Consider the following 22240-nt stretch of genomic DNA (forward strand, 5'->3'; position numbering starts at 1 on the left):
GTGAGAAACAGCCGCGACGAGCTGGACTGACGTCACCGGACCCCGCACGATCATCGGAAGGGTCTGCCCATGAACCAGCCGCTTCGGCTACCGGCACTGTGGACCTGGCTCGCGGTGTCGGCAGCGGTCCTGTCCGCAGTGGGCAGCATTCTCGGCTTCCTCATGCCGGAGCGTCTCTACGGGGACGAGACCACCGAGCTCGTCGTCGCCGTCCTCGCCCAGGATCTGGTGAACCTGGTCGTCGTCGCCCCGCTCACGGTCGTCCTCGCCGCGGCGGCCCGGAGGGGCGCGGTCACGTCGGGACTCTGCCTCGTCGGCTTCCTGGCCTTCACCGCCTACAACTACGCGATCTACGCGTTCTCCATCCACTTCGGTCCGCTGTTCCTCCTCTGGGTGGCGGTGCTCGGGATGGCCGTCTTCGCCCTCGCCGGGAGTCTGGCCTCCCTCGCCGGTTCGGCTTCTGCGACTCGTCCCCGCGGCACCGCGGTGCGGGTGTCGGGGTGGTTCCTCGTCGTCGTCCCGCTGGCGTTCGCTCTGCTGTGGCTGAGCGAGATCGTGCCCGACCTGCTCAGCGGGAGGGGTTCGACCAGCGCGACCGCCTGGGAGGTCCCCACCAATCCGGTCCACGTCCTGGACCTGGCGTTCTTCCTCCCGGCAGTCTGCGTGGTGGGCGTGCTCCTGCTCCGAGGTCGCCGGATGGGTGTCGTCGCTGCCCCGGGGTCGCTGGTCTGGCTGCTCCTGACCAGCCTGCCGATCCTGGTCACGCCCTTCGTGGCGCAGGCTCGAGGGGAAGACCCCGGGTGGCCCGTTGTCGTTCCTATCGGCACCGTCGCCCTCGCGTCGGCGGTGGTCCTCTGGAGGTTGGTGCACTCGATGGGCAAGCCTTCGACCGCTCCCCCGAGCCGCGTAAAGGCGTGACGCCCGGACCCGCTTGAGCCGCCTACTGCGCCAGCGGCCGCACCCGCTCGAGCATCACGTCGACGAACACGTCCTTGTTCGCCGCGCTGCCGAGCCCGTGCGCACCCTCGAGCCAGATCAGTTCCTTCTCCGGCGTCTCGAGCACGTCGACGTACTCCTCCACCAGGCTCGGCATCGCGTTGACGTCGTGACGGCCGACGAAGAAGAACACCGGCACCTCGAGCACCGGAGCCTGTTCGACGAAGTCCAGGTTCTCCAGCTGCGGATAGACGGCGTTGAACGAATTGATCAGACCGCGGGTGTGGTTGACCGTGTCGACGTAGCCGTACTCGGGCACGAGGAACCCGAGCAGCGGCACGACCAGCGTGTAGCGGGGAACCCCCATGATTTCGTTGAGGACGTCGAGAAAGTCCACGTACGGCCACACCACCGCGTCGCCGCGGTACGGGGGCGGCCCGTTCTCACGGAGTTTCTCCGCTCGCCCGGTCTCCCCCTGTTCCTCGAGGTGTGCCAGAGCGAGCTCGTAGCCCATCCGATCGTTCTCGCCTGTGTTGACCATCTGACCGCTGCTGATGAACGCATGGAAGAGCTCGGGATGCTCCTGCACCAGCCAGATGCCGATGATGCTCGACCACGACACCCCGTAGAGGTAGATCTTGTCCTGCCCGAACCGCTCACGGAGGTGGTTGGTGAGGGCGGTGGCGTCGTCCACGAACCGCTCCCGGTCGAGCTCGTCGAACGGCACGGCGCCGTAGGACCTGCCGGTTCCGGGCTCATCCCAGTTCACCACCGTGAAGTGCTCCTCCAGCGGCCGGAACTCGCTCGAGTTGAAGAACCCACCGCCCCCGGGCCCGCCCATCCCCAGGTTGAGCAGTACCGGATTGGACTCGTCGTGGCCGCGGATGGTGATCCATTGCTCGCTGCCGTTCAGCTCCACCTTCTCCATCGAGGCGATGCTGCCGGGCACCCGCTCGCCGTCCGGCCCGGTGATCGGCGGCGTCACCGCCAGCGTCTGCGAGGCGACGACCGCCCCGATCGCGGCAAGGGCCACCACTGCTACCGCGGCCGGCCTGACCCATCGGCGTCGGCGCCCGACGACGAGCCAGACCAGCGCGGCCACGGCGAGCACGAGCAGAGGAAGCCACGCCCAGATCGGGACCGAGGTGGTCAGGGGCAACAGGAGGACGGGGAGGAAGACGACGACGGCGACGACCACAGCGGCCGCGGTGACCCACGCGTGGGCCCGGCCTTTCGGTTCCCGCGTGCGACTGGTCACGATGACTCCTCCGCCTACACTTCACACAATACGAGTCCGACAGAGTGGATGTCCGCGATGACGCCGATCGACGATGCCGCAGTCCGCGCGGACGTCCGGAGCTGGCGTGGTCTCGTCCGGACCGGTGCGTGGGCGGCGTTGGCCAGCGTGGGGCTCATCGCGGTGCAGATCATCGTCTACCTCCTCTGGCCTCCCCCGGACACCGTCGAGGGCTTCTTCCTCGTGCTCGCCGACAATCCCGTCGCGGGGCTGCTCATGCTGGACCTGCTCTACCCGGTGAGCAATCTGCTGACCCTCCTGCTCTACGCCGCTCTGGCGGTCGTGCTGTGGCGGGACAGCCGGTCCGCGGTCGTGATCGCGCTGGGGCTGGGCGGGATCGGGATGGCGGCCTACATGTCCTCTCCCCGCCCGATCGAGATGCTCCACCTGGCCCGCGCCTACGCGGAGGCCGGCCCCGCCGGTGAGGCGGCGCTGCTGGCGACCGGGGAGGGCATGCTCGCCACGTGGACGGGCACCGCCTTCGACGTCTACTACGTCCTCAACTTCGCCGCCCTGCTCATCTTCGGCATTCTCATCTACCGCAGCGCCGTGTTCAGTCGCGCCACCGCGGTGTGGGGTCTCGCGGCCGCGGTCCTCATGGCGGTGCCGTCGAATGTCGGCGCGGTCGGGCTCGCCTTCGCCCTTGCCTCGCTGCTGCCCTGGTCGGTGTTCGCCGTCCTCACCGCCCGGCGGCTCCTCGCGCTGTGCCGCGGGCTCTGAGGACGCCGACCGGTTCGAACGATCGCCCTCGTCGTCGTCGTTGTCGTTGTCGTCGTTGTCGCTGACGCCACCGACGCACGCCTACGTCACGCGCCCCCGAACCACGCCCGACTGAGTTCGGCGTACCGCCCGTTCGCCCGGAGCAGCTCGTCGTGCGTGCCGGATTCGACGATCCGGCCGTGGTCCATCACCAGGATCCTGTCGGCGGCCGCCGCCTGGCTCAGCCGATGCGCCACCACCAGACCGGCCCGGTCGCGGAGTACCGCTGCGGCGGCCGCGTCGAGACGGCGGGCTCCGGCGGACCCGGCCTCGGCCGTGGCCTCGTCGAGGATCACCACGTCCGGGTCGGCCAGCTCGACGCGGGCCAGCGCGATCATCTGGCTCTGCATGGGGTCGAGCGCATGTCCGCCTTCACCGATGAGGGTGTCGACGCCGTCGGGCAGGTCGTCGACCCAGTCCGCGCCGACGGTCTCCAGCGCGGCGCGCACCTCGGCGAGGCCGGCCTCGGGCCGGGGCGCGCGGACGTTCTCGACCACGGTGGTCGCGAAGGTGTGCACTTCTTGCGAGACCATCGTGACGTGCTGCCGCAGCTCCACCGGGTCGACGTCGGTCAGCGGGACCCCACCCAGTCGCGCACTCCCCCGCGTCGGAACCACCGAGCCGGCGGCGACCAACGCCAGCGTGCTCTTGCCGGCGCCCGTGGATCCGACCACCGCGACCACCTCGCCCGGCGCGACCGTGAGGTCCACATCGATGAGCGCCGGGGCACCCTCTCCATAGGTGTGGGTGACGCCGGTGAGCTCGAGCGGGCCGGGCCCGGCGGCGGCGGAGTGCAGCGTGGCGGTGCGCTCGGGCACGGGCATGGTGATGACTCCGACCATCCGCACCAGCGAGGCCCCGGCGGACTGGACTTGATCGACCATGCCGACCAGCGCACCGATCGGGTTGAACAGGCGATGGAACAGCAACGCCGCCGTGGTCACGGCACCGGCGGTGATGGCGCCGGAGTCCACGAGGAAGAACCCCACGACCAGCAGCAGCCCGAGGACGGTGACCTCGGCGCGGTTGTTGCGGCTGAAGGCGCGGGTGACGAAGTGGAACACCTGGATGGACAGGTCCCGGGCGCGGGCGGAGGCGGCGGTGATCCGCTCCAGCTCGGAGTCCTGGGCGTCGTAGGCGTGCAGGGTCCGAGATCCGGAGATCCCGCCGAGGAGACGGCTGGCCCGGGTGCCGAAGGCGGCGCGCTCGGCGGCATAGATGGGGCCGGACCGGGGCAGGTACCAGCGCAGGGTCGTCCAGTACATCGGCAGCGCGAGCAGCCCCACCAGCCCGAGCCGCCAGTCGACCGTCGCGAGCCCGACCCCGGAGACGATCACCGTGAACGCCGACTGCACGACCAGCGGGATCACGGCGGTCGCGGCCTGGCTGATCTCGCGGGCGTCCTCGGCGACGCGCGAGACGAGGTCGCCGGTCTCGGTCGTCTCCATCTGCGCCGCGCCCAGGCGCAGGGAGCGGTCCATCACCATCTCGCGCAGACGGGCGACGGTCGGTTCGGTGAGCCGGGCGAGCCAGGCCTGGCCGGCCCAGGTGCAGCCGGCGCCCACGATGCCGGCCATGGCGATCGCGCCCGCGCCGATCCACACGGCGGTGTAGTCCTCGCTGCCGGGCAGGTCGTCGACGAGCCGGCCGATCACCCACGGCGCGACGAGTCCCGCCACGGATCCGATCAGCCCGGCCAGGCACACCAGCGCCAGGTATCCGCGCCGCTGCCGGAGCAGCGGCCACAGGACGGCCAGGGACTCGCGGCCCGTCGCCAGCGGCAGCGCGCCGGAGGATCCTGCCGCGTCCGGGCCGTCCGCGGCAGTGGCGGTGGCGGTGGTGGTGTTCGTCATCTCGCGGGTCGCCCCCGTCTCGGTGGTGCTCATCGGTCGACCGCCGTCCGGTAGGAGGCTGACGCCTCGCGCAGCTCGAGGTGGGTGCCCGTGCGCGTCTCGCCACTGCGGGGCAGGTGGACGACCCGGTCGGCGGTCGCGAGGAACGGCGGCGACGACGTGACGATCAGCGTGGCCTGCCGCGGCCGACTCGTCCGCAGTCGGCGGACGGCCTGGGCGATCTCCCACTCGGTGACGGCGTCGACAGCACTGGTCGGTTCGTGGAGAACGAGGACGTCCGGGTCGGCGTGGAGGGCGCGGGCGAGCGCGATCCGCTGGCGCTGACCGCCGGAGAGGTTCCGCCCGCCTTCCTGCACCGCGTGGTCGAGCCCGTCGGGCAGGTGCTCGATGATCTCCGCGACGGCCGAGGCGCGCAGGACCTCATGAGAGATCGGCGTGGCGGCCTCGCCACTGGCACCGGACTCACCGAGCTCGTCGTCGTCCCCCGGGCCGCCATGTCCCGAACCGCCGCCCCCCGGGCCACCGAGCTCGTCGTCGTCCCCCGCGCCGACGTGCTTCATCGCGATGTTGGAACGGATGGTGCCGACGAACAGGTCCACTCGGTGCGGCGCGGCGACGAGATGCTCGGCGATGGCGGGTGCCAGGTGACTGCGTCGGTGCCCGCCCACCAGGACGGCGTCGGCCCCGTCGCCGTGCCCGGCGATCGCCAGGGTGACAGCGTTCGCGGCGGCGGGCTGATCGGCCACGAGCGCGACGACCTCACCTTCGGCCACCTCCAGGTCGAGCGGGCGGCCGTCGGGCAGCGCCAGCCCCCGCACCTCCAACCGCGCCCCCGCGGGGACCTCGTCGCCCGAGTCGTCGACCGGCGCCGACCCCAGCAGGTCGACCAGCCGCTGCGCCGCGCCGTGGGACCGGGCGGAGATCGACACCATCTGGGTGATCATCCGGACCGGCTCCTCAAAGAACACGGCCACGCCCACCACGGAGACGAGCGTGCCGATCTCCATCTCCCCCGCCAGGACCCGGTAACCGGCGGCCAGCAGGACCAGCGCCAGGACCACGGCCATCCCGAGCGAGCCGATCCCCTGGACCCGCCCCGTCCGCTCGGCGGTGACGATCCCCGCCGCGGCCGCCTCCTCGGACGCCGTGCGGTACTGCTCCGCGGCCCAGCGCTCCCCGCCGCCGGCCTTGAGCACGCGCAGGCCCGCCATGATGTCGGTCGCGCGGCTGCTCGCCCGCCCGATCGCGGCCTGCTGGGCGGTGCTGTGCCGGGAGATGGCGCGGCTGGGCAGGGCCACCAGCACCAGGCTGAGCGGGACGCCGATGAGCACGATGAGCCCGACCAGCCAGTCGGTCCACAACAGGTAGACCGAGATCCCCACGATGCTGATCACCGCCGACCCGCCGAGCGCGATCTGCCGGAAGACCAACGCGGCCACGTCGGCGTCGGCCGAGCACACCGAGAGCACGTCTCCGGAGCTCGCACCGTCCATCGCGCGCCGCCGGGTCAGCGGCACCCGCGTCACCTCGACCCGCAGATCGTGCGCCTCCTCCTGCAGCGCCCGGTTGCTCATCCGGGCGCCGAACCGGTAGCCGAGGCTGAGCACGGTGAACAGCGCGATGAGCCCGACGACCGACCACAGCAGGGCCCACCGGTCGAGCGGGATGATCGCGACGTCGACGATCACACCGATCGCGATGGGCACCAGCGCCTCGCACAGCTGCCACAGGGTCATGAGCACCAGGCCGGGGACCACCAGGTGCCGGCGGCGCCGGACCGCGCGGAGCAGGAGCCCGTTGGCGGTGGTCGGCGCATCCGCCGGGGTCGGGGCGCCCGCGGACTGCCGGCGCGTCGACATCGGTGCTGACATGGGTGTGGGACTCCCGCCGTTGGTGATCTCGCCTGCAAACTCGGCCGACTCAGCAGCGTAGTTCGCGGGGCCCGCGCAGCGGCGCCCACACCTCACCTGTCGGATTGCGCCTCACCTGCGGGGCCCCGTAGGTCAGTCGCATCCCGATGGGTGAGGCAGTCCCCAGCGTGGCGTCCCCCTACTGCGCCCGCCTACGGCGCCGTGGTCCCCACCGAGTAGGCGGCCGCCGCGTCGCGCACGTCCATGACGTATTCGCGCGACGCGTTGTAGGCGAGCACGGCCCGCTGCCAGTTCTCGGCCTGCGAGAGGTCTCCCCCGTTGGTGCACAGCAGGCGCGCGGCGGACACGGCGGCGTCGTCGATCTGGTTCGGATCGGCGCGCCCGTCGCCGTCGGCGTCGACGCCGTACTTGCGCCACGATTCGGGGATGAACTGCATCGGCCCGACGGCCCGGTCGTTCTCGGTGTCGCCGTCCAGCTCGCCGCCGTCGGTGTCGGGAATGTCGGCGAAGCCGGGCGAGCCGTCGAGTTTGATGCCGATGATCGGCGGGAGCGCGTAGCCGTCGTCACTCAATGACGCCCCGCGGTACCGGCCGTGCCGCGTCTCCACGTGCCCGATCCCGGCGAGCGTCGTCCAGGCGAGATTGCACTCGGGCCGAGTCTGCCGCATGGTCTCGGCGGCGTTCCCGTAGGCGGCGAGCGCGGCGACAGGGATATTCATCGGCTCGTTAAGGCCCGCCGCCCACTCGCGCAGCTGGTCGGAGGTGCGGCCGGGCGCGTTGATGTCGATCGTCGGTACCGGGGCACCGGCGGCGGGCGGGATGCCCGGGGGGATGGGCGTCGGCGCCTCGCGGGTGGGCCCGTAGGAACACGACGACGACAACACGGCAACGGCGACCAGGCCCGCGAGACTCGCGGTGGCGCGGGGGGTCAGGGTGGGCATCGCGCTCAAGTCTGCCCGAGCGGGGCCCGGCAGCGCGTCGGGGTATCCCCCGATTCCCGGCGGGCCGGCGCCTCGCGCGTCCGGTGCCGGGGTCAGCCGCGCCCGCCGAATCCCCCGGCCAGCGCGGTGAGCTCGTCGAGCAGTGCGTCCCGGCTGATGGCGGGGCGGTCCAGCACCCAGCGCACGGCGATGTTCTCCACCGCCATGACGATCACCCAGGCCCGGGCCGCGGGATCCCCGGTCGTGGCCCCGGCGGCGGCGAGGTAGACCGCCAGGAGTTCGCGGACCCGCTGTTCGAGGGCGTGCTGGGCCGCCCGGTGCCGCACCGCGGGCAGCTCCTCCCACATGATGCGCAGCAGTCCGGCGTCGGCCTCGAGCGCGGTGAGCAGCGCGTCGGCGATCGACCGGGCCGTCGCCGGGTTGTTCACGTCGACCGGGCCCGTGGCCGAGAGCGACGCCGCGACCCGGTCCGAGATCTCCGCCGACCACCGGTCCATCACCACCGCGACCAGCGCGGACTTGTCCGGGAAGTACTGGTACAGCGAGCCGGGGCTGACCTCCGCCTCGTCCGCGACGCGGTTGGTGGTGAACGACTCGTAGCCGTCGCGCACGAGCACAACGCGAGCAGCCTCCACGATCCGCTCCACCATCGCGCGGGATCTCGCCTGCTTGGGCACCCTTCTCATGAACGCGAATTGTATGCGAGTAAAAACTCGCGTCATAGTCATGGCATGACTGTTACGTCCGAGAAGACAGCCGCCGTGATGCCGTACCCCCAGCGCTTTCGCGAGGGTGAGGAGCGTGGCCGTCGCCTCGGCCGCGCCCTCAAGCCCATCGCCGGCGTGGGCCACCTCGACGAGAAGCTCATGGACAGGATCGGTCGCGACTACTTCGAGCGCGACGATCTGGGCGATCAGCTCGCCCGCGCCATGCGGCTGCGGTCCGGCGAGCCCGGCGCGGTGACCCGCCGCCAACTCGACGAGGCGCTGCACTCCGGCTCGGCCGGCCTGCCCGACGACGCGCCTCAGATCCTGCGGGACTACATCGCGCACCTCGAGAACACCCCGGACTGGGTCGACTGGGAGAAGATCGAGCGGGGGCAGAAGGCCTACCTGCGCTTCGGCCAGAACGCCGCCGACATCCTGCTGCAGCTGTCCCTCATCGGCGGCTACCGGTTCGGCGGCCCCACCGATCTACTGGTGGCCACCGGCGGCCTGACCGGTGAGACCACGCTGCGCCGGCTGGCCGAGACCAGCCACTGGACCATGTCCCTGTCCATCCCGGACGGGCTGCGGCCGGGCGGCGAGGCGTGGCGACTGACCGGTCACGTTCGGGCCATGCACGCGGTGGTCAACAACGCCATGGAGCCGCGCTGGGACAGCCAGCGGTGGGGCCTGCCCATCAACCAGAGCGACCTGGCCTCGACCCTCGGCCTGTTCGACGCCGTGGTCCTGCTCGGGGTGCGCACCCTGGGCGTGGCGGTGAGCCGCAAGGACTCGGACGCGGTGATGCACATGTGGCGCTACGTCGGCTGGCTGATGGGCGTGGCCGACCACTACCTGGTCGAGGGCGAGCGCGAACGCCATCGCGTCAACTACCACATCCTGCTGTCGCAGGCCGGCATCTCCGAGGCCGGACCGAAGCTCACGCAGGCCCTGGTGGAGTCGCAGCGACGCCGCCACCGCAGCGGGCCGCTGCCCCGCCTGCGGGCCCGGATCGGCCATGAACGGCTGCTGAGCATGCTCACCGTCCTGCTCGGCCGCGAATCGATGCACGAGTTCGGCCTACCGGTCCGCCCGCCGTGGGCGCACGCCTACCTGGTCCCGCTCAACACCCTGCGCTACCGCACGCCGTGGGGCCGAGCCCGGCTCGAGTCGTGGGGCGAGAAGGTCCGCGCCCGGGAGCGCAAGGAGACCTTCGGCGACTCCCGGCCCGACATCGGCCGTCCCGCCACCGCCTGACGCCGGCCCGAGACGGGCCCGCTCGTCCCCCGCCGTCGAGGCGGGCCCCAGCCGTCGATGCCGCCCCCCGCCGCCGCGTCCAGAAGACGGTTCGGCACACATCGCCCGAGAAGGGGGTGTGCCGAACTGTCTTGTCGATGGCAAGGCCGGGCAGATAGTTCAGCGCCGCGGCCGTCGAGCGCCACAGCACCCACCCGCTGGCCTCCGCCATCACCTCCGCCGCCCTGCGGCACCGTCGGCGGCCACCTCATCACCGTGGGATCACCGCGCCGGCTCGCCACCGGGGAGCTCACCGAGCAGATCACGGCCCTCGAGCACGAGGGCATGACCGTGGTGGTGGTCCACCGCGACGGCCGCCCGATCGGCGCCATCGGCATCCGCGACGAGTTGCGGCCCGAGGCCCTCGTCGTCGTCGCCACCCTGGCCGACCACCGCATCGGCGTGAGCATGCTGACCGGAGACAACCCGCGCACCGCGGCCGCTCTCGGCGCGCAGGCCGGCATCGGCGACATCCGCGCCGACCTCTCGCCCGCGGGCAAGGCCGACGCGGTCGCCGGACTGGCCCGGTCCCGGCCCACGGCGATGATCGGCGACGGCATCAACGACGCCCCGGCGCTCGCGACCGCAGACGTCGGGATCGCCATGGGCGCGGCCGGATCCGACGCCGCCATCGAGTCCGCCGACGTGGCCTTCACCGGCACCGACCTGCGGCTCCTGCCCCGCGCACTCGCACACGCCCGGCGGGGCCGCCGGATCATCAACCAGAACATCGTCCTCTCTCTGGTCCTCATCACGGCCCTGGTCCCGCTGGCCGTCACCGGCGTCCTCGGTCTCGCCGCGGTGGTGCTCATCCACGAGGTCGCCGAGGTCGTCGTGATCCTCAACGGGCTGCGGGCGGCGCGCACGCCCCCCGCCACCCGCGGTGGCGGGGGCAGGGGCAGGGGCAGGGACGCCGGCACGTGAGGCCTCTCCGCCTCAATCAGACAAATGAGGCAATAACGGCTTATTTGTAAGTTTGAGGTGTTTTGACCTTATGTCCGCGCGGTGTGGCACGATCGCGCTATGTACGTGGTGACCATCGACCAGCGCCGCAGCCGCACCAGCGCCGACCGGGTACCCGCCCTGCTCGACGCCCTGGCGGACGTCCCGACCGCGGCCGCGTTCGAGCGCACGGCCGGCGACGAGGTCCAGGGCCTGCTCGAGGATCCGGCCGCGGTACGGTCCGCGCTGCTCGTCGCACTGCGCGAGGGTGACTGGCACTGCGGCGTCGGGGCGGGAGAGGTCGACGACGAGTCCTACTCCTCCGGGACCAGGGCCGGTCGCGGGGACGCCTATCTCGCGGCCCGCGTCGCGGTCGATGCCGCGAAGGGCCTCCCCGGCTCGGTGGCGATACGGGTGACGGGCGACCCCGGATCACGTGACGACGGCACCTCGGCGACGGCCTGGGCCGCCGACTGCGAGGCGGTGTGGGCCCTCGTCGCGCCGCTCGTGCTCGGCCGCACCGAGGCGCAGTGGCGGGTGGTGGACGCCGTCGACCGCTCCCCCACGCAGGTCGCGGCCGCCGAGGAACTGGGCATCACCCCCGCCTCGGTCACCGGGGCGCTGCGGCTGTCGCGGATCCGGGAGGAGCGCGCCGCCTATCCGGTGCTCGATCGCCTGCTGGCGGGCACGCACGACGCCGCCGTCGGCAGGACCGGCGACGCGGCCGTGGGCAGGACCGGCAGCCCTGCGAGAAGCCAGCACGGGAAGGCCAGCCGATGAGCACCTGGCCCGACTGGATCCTCGTCGCGATCGTGGTGACGCTGAGTCTGATCGCCTCCGCGGCGCTCGGTTCGCCGATCGCGTCGCTCGTCCTGCGCTCGGCGCGGGTGCCCGAACCCCCGACCGTCGAGGTGAGTGGTGACTCGCGCCGGCCCGTGGTGCGCCGACGGGACGACCCCACCCCGGTCGTCCGCGAGGTGCTGCGCGGCGGGATGTGGATCGGGATCCTCGAACGCATCGGGCTCACGGCCGCCATCCTCGCCGGCCGCTTCGAGCTCGCCGCGGTGGTGGTGGCGATCAAGGCGCTCGGTCGCTATCCCGAGATCCGGGAGAATCCCGCGGTCAGCGAGCGGTTCATCATCGGCACGCTCGCCTCACTTCTCGTCGCCGCCGCGTGCGGGGCGCTCGGTCTCGCGATTCTGCATACCCTGGGCTGAGCACGGTACCGATCCCCGAGGAGAGGACACCCGCCATGACCCGCACGAGGATTCTGATCTCCGCCGCAGTGGCCGCCTCCGCGCTGGCCCTGACCGCCTGCGCCGACAGCGGTGACGACCCGGCGGCCGCACCCACCAGCTCCGCCGGCGCAGGCGCAGAGTCCGGCACCAGCGCGGAGTCCGGCGCGCCCGCCGAGTCCGACTCCGACGCCCCCGCCGAGGCCGGGGAACCCACCGCCGCCGACGTGATGTTCTCCCGGATGATGATCCCGCACCACGAGCAGGCGATCGAGATGAGCGACATCATCCTGGCCAAGCCCGACATCCCCGCAGACGTCACCGCCCTCGCCGAGAAGATCAAGGCCGAGCAGGGCCCGGAGATCGAGCAGATGGAGGCGTGGCTGGACGAGTGGGATCAGCCGACCGGACCGCGGGACGGCCACGGTGGTCACGGTGGCGGCAGCCAGGGCGACGGCGGCATGAACATGGGTGAGGACATGTCGATGATGGGCGGCATGCTCTCCGCCGACGAGCTCCAACAGTTGTCCGATAGCGAGGGCACCGACGCCGTACGACTGTTCCTCGAGCAGATGATCGCCCACCACGAGGGAGCCATAGACATGGCCCGGGGCGAGGTGGCGGACGGCGGGTATCAGCCGACCATCGACCTGGCCCGGTCGATCATCGACACCCAGCAGCGGGAGATCGCCACCATGCGTGACATGCTCTCCGCGATGTGAGACCTCACCGTTACCGCGAGACCGGACAAGGAGCCCACCCGGAAATGCCCCCCACCCCTCGCCCGCGGCGCCGCGCCCTGGCCGCAGCCCTCACCGCGAGCTGCCTCACCCTCGCAGCCTGCGGCACCACGCAGTCGAACCCGGGAGAACCGGGCCGGACCGCGGCGGGCCAGACCGCGGCGGCCGAGGTCCTCGACCAGTACGGCCTGGCCGACATGGATGCCCGCGGGGTGATCGAACACCTCGACACGATGCCCGTCGCCGAGCGCCCCACCACGCTCGTGGCCTCGGTCCAGCCGACCGAACTCGTCCTCACCGACAACGCCGGCGGCTCCATCGCGACCCTGCCGATGCCGGACGACGAGTTCTACCTTTCCGTCGCGCCGTACCGGGACCGGACCCATGACTGCCTCTTCCACAGCCTGACCACCTGTCTCGGTGAGTTGGGCGGCGAGACCGTCGACATCACAGTGACCGACGACGCGGGACAGTCGATCCTCGAGGAGACGCGCACGGTCTACGACAACGGCTTCGTCGGACTGTGGCTCCCCCGCGATCTCACCGGCACCCTCACCATCGAGCACGACGGCGCGACCTCGGAGGTACCGATCTCCACCGGTGACGACGACCTCACCTGTCTAACCACCGCGCACCTGACCTAGAGTCCGCCCCGCACCAGCTCCCAGCACCAGCTCCCCGCTCCCCGCTCCCAGCCCCAGGAGACCGCCCATGGTCACAGTCCGTACGGCCACGCGCGCCGATGCCCCCGCGATCGCCCGCATCCTCACCGAGGCCTTCCGCGACGACCCTGCGTGGTCGGTCACCCTGCCCAATGACGAGACCCGAGCCGCCAAGCTGACCGCGTACTACCTCCGCCGCGTGCGGCGACACCCCCAGTGGATCGACGTCGCGATGGACGACGGACGCCTCGTCGGCGCGATCATGTGGGCGCCCCCGGCCGACACCGGTGCCCTCGCCACCGCCGCGCGCGGAATCTCCGGCGCTGCGCGCTGGACCCTGGGCCGGCTGCCCCTCGGACGCGGCACCCGCCACACCCACCAGATCGAGGCCTACCGGCCCACCACACCGCACTGGTACATCCGCGACATCGGCACCGGACCCGAAGCCCGCGGCAAGGGCGTCGGATCTGCACTGCTCGAGCACCGCCTGCGGGTCGTCGACCAATCGCAGACCCCGCTCGCGTTCCTCGAGTCCACCACCCCGGCGAGCCGTCGGCTCTACGAGCGTTTCGGATTCGAGGCGGTGGGCTCCGTGCCGACCCTGCCCGGCCAGTCCTCGACCGCCATGGTGCGCGGGCGCTCTTGAGCCCACTGGCCGGTATTCTGCCCCATCCGGAGGAAGTTCTAGCTCAGCCCCCAGCGCCCGGCTTGAGAGTTCCATCTGGGTTTAGGGCGTTCGGAGCGACTTCCACCCAACGTGCAGGGTTGGGAGTACCCATGAAGGTGCAGCGGAGCTTATTGGGCGACAGTTCGCCGATCCTCGACTGCGGGCAGATATCTCCTGGTCGCGGGTTGGGCGCTGCCGGCGGGGGCGGCAGCGGCGGGAGATGGAACTCCCATTCAAACGGGTATGGCAGCGGGGGAAGCTGCCAGATCGGAATATCGAACGGACGCGGAACAACGATTGCGTCGACTACCGACCCGATGGCTGGCTGCGCGCTGGCGGTGGGCGCCAGCGCTAAAGCCATTCCGACAACAACTGGCGCGAGAACCAAGGTGGTGGCATGGCGCTTCACTGGGACCCCTCTTCATAAGCTCAGGACAGTCCGGATAAGTACCCTTATGAATCGGGTTATCTTATCCACGGCGGATATTAGCAACCCTGAGTAGTGGGAATTCTAGAACTCCGCCAATTGCTAGGGGCTCGCTGTTCTAATTGGCAGCACCCTTAAGGAAAGTGGACTTGCAATGTCACGTACTCGCACATTGTTCGCCGGGTTTGCTGGCGCGATCGCCATCACCGCCACCCTCACACCGACCGCCGGCGGCCAGGTCCTGCCCGGCGGCTCGGTCGAGCTGCCCCCGATGGCGTCGGTACCTGTTCCAGTACCTGCCGGGTCTACAAGCGCCCAGCTGCCGACACTCCCCTACCCGCTCGTCTGGCACGACCTCGTCGCACCGGCACCCCGGGTTCCTCAGTACGTGGCATCGAATTGGGTGGTCCCGTTCAGCTACTGTCCCGCTCCAAACCAGCGAGCATTCGCACAAGATGGCACCCAGCTCTGGTGCGCTCAGTTGAGCCGCACGGATGCCCGCCTCTGGGCGCCGTATCCGACCCCGGTTCCGTACCCGGCTCCCGCCCTCGCTCCTGGCCTGCCGAACTTCACCGAGGTCGCAAATTCGCTCGGTGCTAAACCGTGCCCCAACGTTGGAACCAGGGCAATCGACCCGTCCAACGGGCAAGAGGCATTCTGCGACTACCGGCGCCTCACCCACGTCGGAACCATCTGGCAGTACGAGCCGGGCTCCTAGGAGACGGCCCTGAGCACGCCGATCGGTCCGACCGAACGGTTGCTTAAACGTCTGAGGGGACGACCTGTCAAAGGATCGGGACCGACAAAGTGCGCAGTCGATTTCGACCGAACATGGCGGCTAGGACTGCCTCGAAAGTGGCAGGAGCCGGGCAGCGATCGCATGCTCATGGAGAGCGCGCCGCCAGCCGGCCCCTGCCGGAGGTGATGACGGGCGACTAGATGATCGCCTCGCCGTCGCGCCTGGACTCCGCGACCTCCTTGACGAAGCCACGCACGAGCACGGCCAGGACGCCGGCCACGATCACCGGCCATATGAGCACATAGATGGTGAGAAGAATCGGTGTCATGAGTATCTGACCTGCCTTTCCTAGACCCGAACCAGGTCGTCGTCGTCGTTGTCGTCGTCATCGCGTCGGCGCCGATCACTCCCGGCGGCGACCACGGCTGCGTCACCCTCGGCCTCGGCCTCGAGCTCCTCCGCGACCTCCTCCGTGTCGTAGTCGGCGGTGTCACCGGCGATCGTGGCGAAGTCGAACTCCATCGAGCTACGGAACGACATGCCGGCACAGACGAGCGTGCTCACCGCGTACGCCACGAGCGAGGCGGTCAGCGTGTCGTAGTCGCGCAGGAAGCCGAAGATGAACGGCGAACTGGCCACCGCGGCGATCACCGCGACCACCAGCGCCGGACGGAGCCCGATGAAGCCGAACACCATCAGGCCCAGCACCACGCCTACACCGACCACGGCCAGGGCCTCGATCGCGATGGGCAGCACACCCGTGTCCGGGACGAGCCCGAAACGGGTCGGGATGAACACGGCCAGCGCCACCAGCACGGAGACGGTGAACGCGGAGTTGGTGACCTTCTTCCAGTAGAAGCTCGCGATCACCGGGAACACGAGCGCACCCCACAGGGCGCCCACGAACACCAGCAGGTCCAGGATGTTGAACCGGATGTTCGCGAAGATCAACGCCGCCACCGTCGCCAGGATCATGGTGACGCGGCCGATGATGAGCATCGTGCGCGGGTTGGGAATCCTGCCCCGGCTGCGCAGGCTCTGGCCGTACATGTCGGTCATCGCGATCGAGGACATGGCCGCCAGATCCGAGTCCGCCGTCGAGGACAGCGAGCCGATGATCATGATGAAGAAGACGGCGACGAGCACGCCCGGCAGGTACTCGGCGGCGACCTGCGGGAGCAGGTTGTTCGGGTCGCCGTCGGAGGGATCGATGCCCGCGTACAGCGCCAGCACCCCCACCATGCCGATACCGATGATCGTGGCGCCGTAGCCGATGGTCGCCGTGATGAACGTCGGCTTGATCAGGTCCTCACGCACCGCGAACAGTCGCTGGGCGATGGTCTGGTTACCGATGGCGTAGGCCAGCACGGCCGCGATGTACGGGGCGCCCTGGTTGAGGAACGCATCGGAGGAGAAGAACGACTGCTGCTGCGGCGTGAGGTTCTGGGCGCCGGACTCGAACAACTCGATGCCGCCGAGGAAGAAGAACATCGCCGGCACGATGATGATCACCGCGCCGAGCATCGCCAGCACCTGGCCGAAGTCCGTCAGCACCGAGGCACGGAAACCCGACCACAGGGTGTAGAGCAGGACGCCGCCGGCGATCACGATCACGCCCTGGATGAAGCTGAACGGGCTGAGCATGGAGATCAGCGCGCCGCCGGCGATGAAGTTCGACGTCAGCGAGATGACGGAACCGAGGATGTTGGATCCGGCCAGCATGAGCTGGGAGGACCGGCCGTGGCGGGCGAACATGACCTCCGCGAGGGTGTGCGCCTGGGGCGCGACCTTCCGGATGCGTCGCCCGAAGGGGTAGATGAACAGGATCATCAGGGCACCCCAGAGCCCGTAGTGGATCGGCCCCGAGATGCCGTAGAGGTAGCCCGAGTTGACCGAGGCGTACATGGATGACGCCCAGATCCACGTAGCGGTCATCGATGCCGCCGACATGCCGAACCCGATCTTGTGACCGGCGGTCATGAAGTCGTCGGCGTTCTCGTCCTTCTGCGCGATCCGCATGGAACCGAACATGGTTCCGCCGTAGAACAACAGTAGAAGTAACACGACAGCGGTCGCGCTCAATGCTGTGGTTTCAAGCAACCTTTCTGCCCCTTTCCCTCTTCTTTTGTTAGACCAACGTTCCCACCATAGAGAAGTCTGGGCGGAAACTGAGAATCCTCCCGGGGAGGGCGGTTGTCGGAGAGCTCCAAAGACGGCAACCGATGTGCCGAGATCTCGCCCGGATTTCTGGGGTGCCGATGGAGGGAAGCGCCAAATCCCGTCCCGCACTCAGGCTGCGTTGTAGAAATCTCCCGGCCACCCGCACACACCCAACAATTCTCACCCGAGTGCAACAAATACCGTCTCTGGGCAGGCGAGATGCCCGGTCGGGAAACTCCGGTCCGCGGCCTCGGAACGTCGGCTCACCGGGACGCAGAGACGCGTCAACTTAAGGAAGAGGTCACCGATGGGGCAGGAGGAGCTGAGCGCCCGGCCTAGCTGACGTCGTGCCCGGACTCGGCGGTGTCGTGAACGGCCTGGGCGGAGTGGGCCGAACGCCATGCCTCGCGCCAGTCATCGGCGGTCGCGGCGTCCACGGGCCCCGATAGACGCGATTCGGCTGCACTGACGGCGCTCGCGAACCGCCGGACCACTTTCCGGTACTCGACCTCCGCGGAACCCGAATCGTCCGCGTCGTCCCCGCGAGCGCGGAACAACCCCGTGGGGTCCACGTGGACGACCCGCATCCCGGCGGGAACGAGATCGTCGGGGATCCCGGCCGAGCGGACACGCTCCAGCACCTTCTGCCCCAGCGCCAGGGCGGGCATGTCCCAGGAGATGCCCTCGACCACACCGCGCGGCGGGCGGCCTGCGCGCTCGGCGGCCTTGGCCTGCTGCCACAGACGGTCCTGCTCCGCCGCATTGAGGGACCCGGACCCGTTGCCGGGCGCACTGCCGGGCGCAGCCCCGGGCCCACGACCGGGCTCACTGCCGGGCTCGTCGGTGAACCAGTACGGAGCCCGGCGGCGGAGCTTGTCGAGCAGCGCCCCGGCCACGTCGTGCACGTCGAACGGCTCGGAGTCCCGCTCCGCCCCGATCGCCGCGTGGAACAGCACCTGCAGCAGCAGGTCGCCCAGCTCGGAGACCAGCTCGTCGCGGTCACCGTCGGCCACCGCGTCGACCAGCTCCCACGACTCCTCGAGCAGGTACCGCAGGAGGGAGGCGTGGGTCTGGGCGGACTCCCACTCGCCGTCGCGGCGGATGCGGGCCATCACCTCGACGGCCTCGGCCAGGCGATCGCCGGCGGCGCCCCCCCGAGCGCCCGACGCCGTCGAGAAGACAGTTTCGCGCGCATCTGCCGAGTGGCCTTGTGCGGAACCGTCTTCTCGATGGGGAAGGTGGGCGTCGCGGTGGGGGTCGGGGTGGGCGTCGCGGGCCGAAGCGCCGGAGCTCATCGCGCCGGCGCCGTCTCCGGCTGGATCACCGGGTTCGACCCCTCCGGATCCCCGGCCATCGCCGTGAGGAAGTCGGCGGCGTACTGCAGCATCTCGTCGTCGCGCGCCTTCTCCCCACCGGCACCCGCACGCGCGCCGGCGGCCTTGGGCAGTGGGAGCAGCACGGTCTTCTGCGTGGCCCGGTACTGGGCGGCGGGGTACATGCGCTTGAGCCGCATCTGCTGCGAATCCAACAGGTCGAGCGGGCCCACGCGCAGTCGGGACCCGGCGAGCACGATCTCGCGGACCCGGTACTTCTGCGCGACCAGTCGCAGCCGCGAGACGGACACCACGCGGCGGGCCTCGACGGGCAGCGGCCCGTAGCGGTCGAGCAGTTCCTCGACCACGGCGTCGATGTCCGCGACCTCCCGAGCCTGCGAGAGCTTGCGATAGGCCTCCAGCCGGAGCCGGTCACCGTCGACGTACTCCACGGGGATGTACGCGTCGACGGGCAGCTCGATCCGGATCTCCCCGAGTTCCTCCTCGACCTCCACCGTCTCGCCGTCGGCCACCGCGCGGTACGCCTCCACCGCCTCGCCCACGAGACGGATGTAGAGGTCGAACCCGACGCCCGCGATGTGACCCGATTGCTCCGCGCCCAGCACGTTGCCGGCGCCGCGCAGCTCAAGGTCCTTCATCGCCACGGCCATGCCGGCGCCCAGGTCGTTGTTCTGCGCGATGGTCGCGAGCCGGTCGTAGGCGGTCTCGGTGAGCGGCTTCTCCGGGTCGTAGAGGAAGTAGGCGTACCCGCGCTCCCGGGACCTGCCCACTCGCCCGCGGAGCTGGTGCATCTGGGACAGGCCCAGCTGGTCCGAGCGGTCCACGATGAGGGTGTTGGCGTTGGAGATGTCCAGGCCGGTCTCGACGATGGTCGTACACACCAGAACGTCGTAGTCGCGGTTCCAGAAGCCGCCGACGGTCTGCTCGAGTTGCTCCTCCCCCATCTGCCCGTGCGCCACCACGACGCGCGCCTCGGGCACCAGGTCCCGGATCCTCGCCGCGGTGGAGTCGATGGTCCGCACGCGGTTGTGGACGTAGAAGATCTGCCCCTCGCGCAGCAGCTCGCGCCGGATCGCGGCGGCGACGTGCTTGTCCGAGTACGCGCCCACGTACGTCAGCACGGGCAGCCGCTCTTCCGGCGGGGTGAGGATCTGGCTCATCTCGCGGATGCCGGCGAGCGACATCTCGAGCGTGCGCGGGATCGGGGTGGCGGACATGGTGAGCACGTCCACGTGGGTGCGCAGGGAGGTGATGTGCTCCTTGTGCTCGACGCCGAAGCGCTGCTCCTCGTCCACGATCACCAGGCCCAGGTTCTTCCACTGCACCCCGGTCGCGAGGAGCCGGTGCGTGCCGATCACCACGTCCACCGTGCCGTCGGCGAGGCCCTTGAGCGTCTGCTTGGCCTCGGCGTCGGAGGTGAAGCGGCTGAGTCCCTTGATGGTGACGGGGAAACCGGTCATGCGCTCGGTGAACGTGGCCAGGTGCTGCTGCGCTAGCAGCGTGGTCGGCACGAGCACCGCGACCTGGGTGCCGTCCTGCACCGCCTTGAACGCGGCGCGCACGGCCACCTCGGTCTTGCCGTAGCCGACGTCGCCCACCACCACGCGGTCCATGGGGGCGGTCTTCTCCATGTCGTGCTTGACGTCCTCGATCGCCGTGAGCTGGTCGACGGTCTCGGTGAAGGGGAACGCGTCCTCCATCTCGCGCTGCCACGGGGTGTCGGGGCCGAAGGCGCGCCCGGGCGCGGACTGCCTCTTGGCGTAGAGCTGCACCAGCTCGGTGGCGATCTCGCGGACCGCCTTGCGGGCCTTGCGCTTGGTGTTCTGCCAGTCGGCGCCGCCCATCTTGGACAGCGTCGGGGCCTCGCCGCCGACGTACCGGCTGAGCTGACCGAGCGACTCCATGGGCACGTAGAGCCGGTCACCGGCCGCGCCGCGCTTGCCGGGCGCGTACTCGATGACCAGGTACTCGCGCCGCGACGAGCCGTCGCCGCCGCGCACCTGCCGCTCGACCATCTCCACGAACTTGCCGATGCCGTGCTGGTCGTGCACCACCCAGTCGCCGGCCTTGAGCGCCAGCGGGTCGACCTGGTTGCGGCGCTTGGAGTGGCGCGCCTTGGGGCGGGTGGTGGAACCGAGGCGGTTGCCGGTGAGGTCCGTTTCGGAGACGACGACGAGGTCGTCCGCCACCCCGGCGGCGACAGTGCCCCCGGCAGCGCCAGCGCCGGTGGAGAGCGAGAACCCGCCGTGCAGGACGGCCTCGTAGACCGACACCAGTCCGGCGGCGGGCTCGGATCCCGCCGTCGCGGCCGTGGCGGGGACCTCGGCCTCCGAGAGGCGTTCCAGGATCCGGGTGACGGTGCCGTGGCCGGGCACGACCATCGCGGCCCGTCCGCCGCCGCCGACCAGGGCCCGGAGCCGGACGAACATGGCCTCCATCTCCGAGTCCTTGCCACGAGGGGCGGGCGGGTCGCCGGCGGGGACGGTGACCACCAGTCCGTCCTCGGGGTCGGTGAGGAATCCGGGCGGGACCAACTGCCACCAGGCGCGGCCCGCCTCGGTGGCCTCGGAGCGGACGGCGGAGAAGGTGCGGTAGCCCGACCCGGACAGGTCCAGCGTCTCGCTGTCCACGGGGGCGTCGCCGCCCATCGTGGCGGCGGTCCACGAGGCCTCGAGGAACTCCCGGCCGGCGGAGGCCAGGTCGGCGGCGCGGCGGCGGACCTTGTCCGGGTCGCACACCACCACGCGGGTGTCGGCGGGCATGAGCATCGGGAGGGTCGTCATGTCCTCCGGCACGAGCACCGAGGTCAGTGCCTCCATGCCGTCGCGCGGGATGCCCTCGGCCAGCGAGTCCAGCAGCTCGGCGAGCGTCGGGTTGGCGCGGTGCTCGGCGGCCAGCTCCCCCGCCTTCGCCCGCACGGCGTCGTCGAGCAGCAGCTCGCGGCACGGGAACAACACTGCGGACTCCACCTCGCCGTCGGGCAGGGAGCGCTGGTCGGCCACGGAGAACTCGCGGATCTCGACGATCGTGTCCCCGTCGAACTCGATACGCAGCGGGTGGTCCGCGGTGGTCGGGAAGACGTCCACGATGCCGCCGCGCACCGCCACGTCGCCGCGCCGGGCCACCATGTCCTCGCGCAGGTACGCGAACTCGGCCAGGCGCACCATGAGCTCGGTGGGGTCGACCTCGGCACCCTTGGCCAGCCGCACCGGCTCCCGGCGGGCCGCACCGGGCGAGATCGGCTGCACCACCGACCGCGCCGCCGCCACGACGATCCCCGGGGGCCGCCCGGACATCACCGAGTTCAGCACCTCGAGCCGGCGACCGATCGTGTCCGCCGCCGGCGAGAGACGCTCATGGGGCAAGGTCTCCCAGCTCGGGAACTGCGCGACCTCGTCGTCGTACAGCCCCGACAGCTCGTCGGCCAGCTCCTCACACTCACGCTCCGTGGCGGTCACCACCAACAAGGGGGTGCGCTGCGCCAACGCGGCGACGAGGAAGGGCCGCAGCGCCTCCGGGGCGCGCACCACCGCGGTGTCCCGGTCCAGACCGTCGCGCAGGTCGGCCAGCGCCGGGTTGGCCAGGACCGCACCCGCCAGACCGGACAGGGCGGCGGTCGTGGGAGTGGTGGCGGGGGCGGTGGTGGTCACGCGTGTGGATCCTCCGGGTAGGGGGTT

General features: G+C 70.6%; 17 protein-coding genes and 1 pseudogene. 9 read left to right on the forward strand and 9 right to left on the reverse strand.

Features of this window, described 5'->3' with window-relative positions; translation table 11 throughout:
- Positions 1–69: 69 nt before the first annotated feature.
- Positions 70–918: a hypothetical protein gene (locus tag L8M95_RS04150; protein ID WP_260488191.1), complete on the forward strand. Its 849-nt coding sequence runs from the start codon at positions 70–72 to the stop codon at positions 916–918.
- Positions 919–940: 22 nt separating this feature from the next.
- Here L8M95_RS04150 and L8M95_RS04155 read toward each other — a convergent pair whose 3' ends face one another.
- Entirely contained in the window at positions 941–2194 is a 1254-nt protein-coding gene (locus L8M95_RS04155) for an alpha/beta hydrolase (protein WP_260488192.1), read from the reverse strand.
- A gap of 57 nt (positions 2195–2251) precedes the next feature.
- Between L8M95_RS04155 and L8M95_RS04160 the strand changes: the two genes are divergently transcribed.
- Entirely contained in the window at positions 2252–2953 is a 702-nt protein-coding gene (locus L8M95_RS04160) for a hypothetical protein (RefSeq protein WP_260488193.1), read from the forward strand.
- Positions 2954–3039: 86 nt separating this feature from the next.
- Here the strand turns inward: L8M95_RS04160 and L8M95_RS04165 are convergent, their stop codons facing one another.
- The 4 genes from L8M95_RS04165 to L8M95_RS04180 form a co-directional block, all read right to left on the reverse strand.
- Positions 3040–4845, reverse strand: coding sequence for an ABC transporter ATP-binding protein (locus tag L8M95_RS04165; protein ID WP_396119744.1), 1806 nt, complete (start codon positions 4843–4845; stop codon positions 3040–3042).
- 29 nt (positions 4846–4874) lie between these two features.
- On the reverse strand, positions 4875–6716 hold the full coding sequence (locus L8M95_RS04170; protein ID WP_260488195.1) for an ABC transporter ATP-binding protein: 1842 nt from the start codon (positions 6714–6716) through the stop codon (positions 4875–4877).
- A gap of 191 nt (positions 6717–6907) precedes the next feature.
- Positions 6908–7657, reverse strand: a complete 750-nt coding sequence (locus L8M95_RS04175; protein WP_260488196.1) for a lytic transglycosylase domain-containing protein — start codon at positions 7655–7657, stop codon at positions 6908–6910.
- A gap of 92 nt (positions 7658–7749) precedes the next feature.
- Entirely contained in the window at positions 7750–8343 is a 594-nt protein-coding gene (locus L8M95_RS04180; RefSeq protein ID WP_260488197.1) for a TetR/AcrR family transcriptional regulator, read from the reverse strand.
- A gap of 45 nt (positions 8344–8388) precedes the next feature.
- Here L8M95_RS04180 and L8M95_RS04185 point away from each other — a divergent pair, with 45 nt between their 5' ends.
- The 7 genes and pseudogenes from L8M95_RS04185 (at position 8389) to L8M95_RS04215 (ending at position 13882) form a co-directional block, all read left to right on the forward strand.
- Positions 8389–9618 (forward strand): oxygenase MpaB family protein, encoded by a 1230-nt coding sequence (locus tag L8M95_RS04185; RefSeq protein WP_260488198.1) that lies wholly within the window; start codon positions 8389–8391, stop codon positions 9616–9618.
- Positions 9619–9782: 164 nt separating this feature from the next.
- A pseudogene (locus L8M95_RS04190) lies at positions 9783–10631 on the forward strand (HAD-IC family P-type ATPase); the annotation flags it as partial.
- Between the two features lie 49 nt (positions 10632–10680).
- Positions 10681–11379, forward strand: coding sequence for a hypothetical protein (locus tag L8M95_RS04195; RefSeq protein WP_260488199.1), 699 nt, complete (start codon positions 10681–10683; stop codon positions 11377–11379).
- On the forward strand, positions 11376–11816 hold the full coding sequence (locus tag L8M95_RS04200; protein WP_260488201.1) for a hypothetical protein: 441 nt from the start codon (positions 11376–11378) through the stop codon (positions 11814–11816). The genes L8M95_RS04195 and L8M95_RS04200 overlap by 4 nt, the downstream gene beginning before the upstream one ends.
- A gap of 35 nt (positions 11817–11851) precedes the next feature.
- The gene (locus tag L8M95_RS04205; protein ID WP_260488203.1) at positions 11852–12556 is read left to right on the forward strand and encodes a DUF305 domain-containing protein; all 705 of its coding nucleotides are present in this window, start codon (positions 11852–11854) and stop codon (positions 12554–12556) included.
- 44 nt (positions 12557–12600) lie between these two features.
- A complete protein-coding gene (locus tag L8M95_RS04210; protein WP_260488205.1) occupies positions 12601–13218 on the forward strand; it encodes a CueP family metal-binding protein in 618 nt (205 codons plus the stop codon).
- A gap of 67 nt (positions 13219–13285) precedes the next feature.
- Complete coding sequence (locus tag L8M95_RS04215) at positions 13286–13882, forward strand: GNAT family N-acetyltransferase (RefSeq protein ID WP_260488207.1); 597 nt, start codon at positions 13286–13288, stop codon at positions 13880–13882.
- Between the two features lie 1383 nt (positions 13883–15265).
- On the opposite strand, the gene L8M95_RS04220 is transcribed toward L8M95_RS04215, so the two are convergent.
- The 4 genes from L8M95_RS04220 to mfd form a co-directional block, all read right to left on the reverse strand.
- Positions 15266–15397 (reverse strand): putative transporter small subunit, encoded by a 132-nt coding sequence (locus tag L8M95_RS04220; RefSeq protein WP_260488209.1) that lies wholly within the window; start codon positions 15395–15397, stop codon positions 15266–15268.
- A 20-nt stretch (positions 15398–15417) separates the two neighbouring features.
- Positions 15418–17100 (reverse strand): sodium:solute symporter family protein, encoded by a 1683-nt coding sequence (locus L8M95_RS04225; protein ID WP_260489155.1) that lies wholly within the window; start codon positions 17098–17100, stop codon positions 15418–15420.
- Positions 17101–17564: 464 nt separating this feature from the next.
- Entirely contained in the window at positions 17565–18524 is a 960-nt protein-coding gene (locus tag L8M95_RS04230) for a MazG nucleotide pyrophosphohydrolase domain-containing protein (RefSeq protein WP_260488211.1), read from the reverse strand.
- Positions 18521–22213, reverse strand: coding sequence for a transcription-repair coupling factor (gene mfd / locus L8M95_RS04235; protein WP_260488213.1), 3693 nt, complete (start codon positions 22211–22213; stop codon positions 18521–18523). The genes L8M95_RS04230 and mfd overlap by 4 nt, the downstream gene beginning before the upstream one ends.
- Positions 22214–22240 lie beyond the last annotated feature (27 nt).

Origin of the sequence: Dietzia sp. B32, assembly GCF_024732245.1 — a bacterium.
Classification (GTDB): domain Bacteria; phylum Actinomycetota; class Actinomycetes; order Mycobacteriales; family Mycobacteriaceae; genus Dietzia.

Bases quoted from the DNA above. Each gene is read 5' to 3' on its own strand.
- L8M95_RS04165 (WP_396119744.1), bottom strand. From the start codon at position 4,845: ATGACGAACACCACCACCGCCACCGCCACTGCCGCGGACGGCCCGGAC.
- L8M95_RS04175 (WP_260488196.1), bottom strand. From the start codon at position 7,657: ATGCCCACCCTGACCCCCCGCGCCACCGCGAGTCTCGCGGGCCTGGTC.
- L8M95_RS04215 (WP_260488207.1), top strand. From the start codon at position 13,286: ATGGTCACAGTCCGTACGGCCACGCGCGCCGATGCCCCCGCGATCGCC.
- L8M95_RS04220 (WP_260488209.1), bottom strand. From the start codon at position 15,397: ATGACACCGATTCTTCTCACCATCTATGTGCTCATATGGCCGGTGATC.
- L8M95_RS04225 (WP_260489155.1), bottom strand. From the start codon at position 17,100: ATGTTCGGTTCCATGCGGATCGCGCAGAAGGACGAGAACGCCGACGAC.
- L8M95_RS04185 (WP_260488198.1), top strand. From the start codon at position 8,389: ATGACTGTTACGTCCGAGAAGACAGCCGCCGTGATGCCGTACCCCCAG.
- L8M95_RS04205 (WP_260488203.1), top strand. From the start codon at position 11,852: ATGACCCGCACGAGGATTCTGATCTCCGCCGCAGTGGCCGCCTCCGCG.
- L8M95_RS04160 (WP_260488193.1), top strand. From the start codon at position 2,252: ATGACGCCGATCGACGATGCCGCAGTCCGCGCGGACGTCCGGAGCTGG.
- L8M95_RS04210 (WP_260488205.1), top strand. From the start codon at position 12,601: ATGCCCCCCACCCCTCGCCCGCGGCGCCGCGCCCTGGCCGCAGCCCTC.
- L8M95_RS04200 (WP_260488201.1), top strand. From the start codon at position 11,376: ATGAGCACCTGGCCCGACTGGATCCTCGTCGCGATCGTGGTGACGCTG.
- L8M95_RS04180 (WP_260488197.1), bottom strand. From the start codon at position 8,343: ATGAGAAGGGTGCCCAAGCAGGCGAGATCCCGCGCGATGGTGGAGCGG.
- L8M95_RS04170 (WP_260488195.1), bottom strand. From the start codon at position 6,716: ATGTCAGCACCGATGTCGACGCGCCGGCAGTCCGCGGGCGCCCCGACC.
- L8M95_RS04230 (WP_260488211.1), bottom strand. From the start codon at position 18,524: ATGAGCTCCGGCGCTTCGGCCCGCGACGCCCACCCCGACCCCCACCGC.
- L8M95_RS04195 (WP_260488199.1), top strand. From the start codon at position 10,681: ATGTACGTGGTGACCATCGACCAGCGCCGCAGCCGCACCAGCGCCGAC.
- L8M95_RS04150 (WP_260488191.1), top strand. From the start codon at position 70: ATGAACCAGCCGCTTCGGCTACCGGCACTGTGGACCTGGCTCGCGGTG.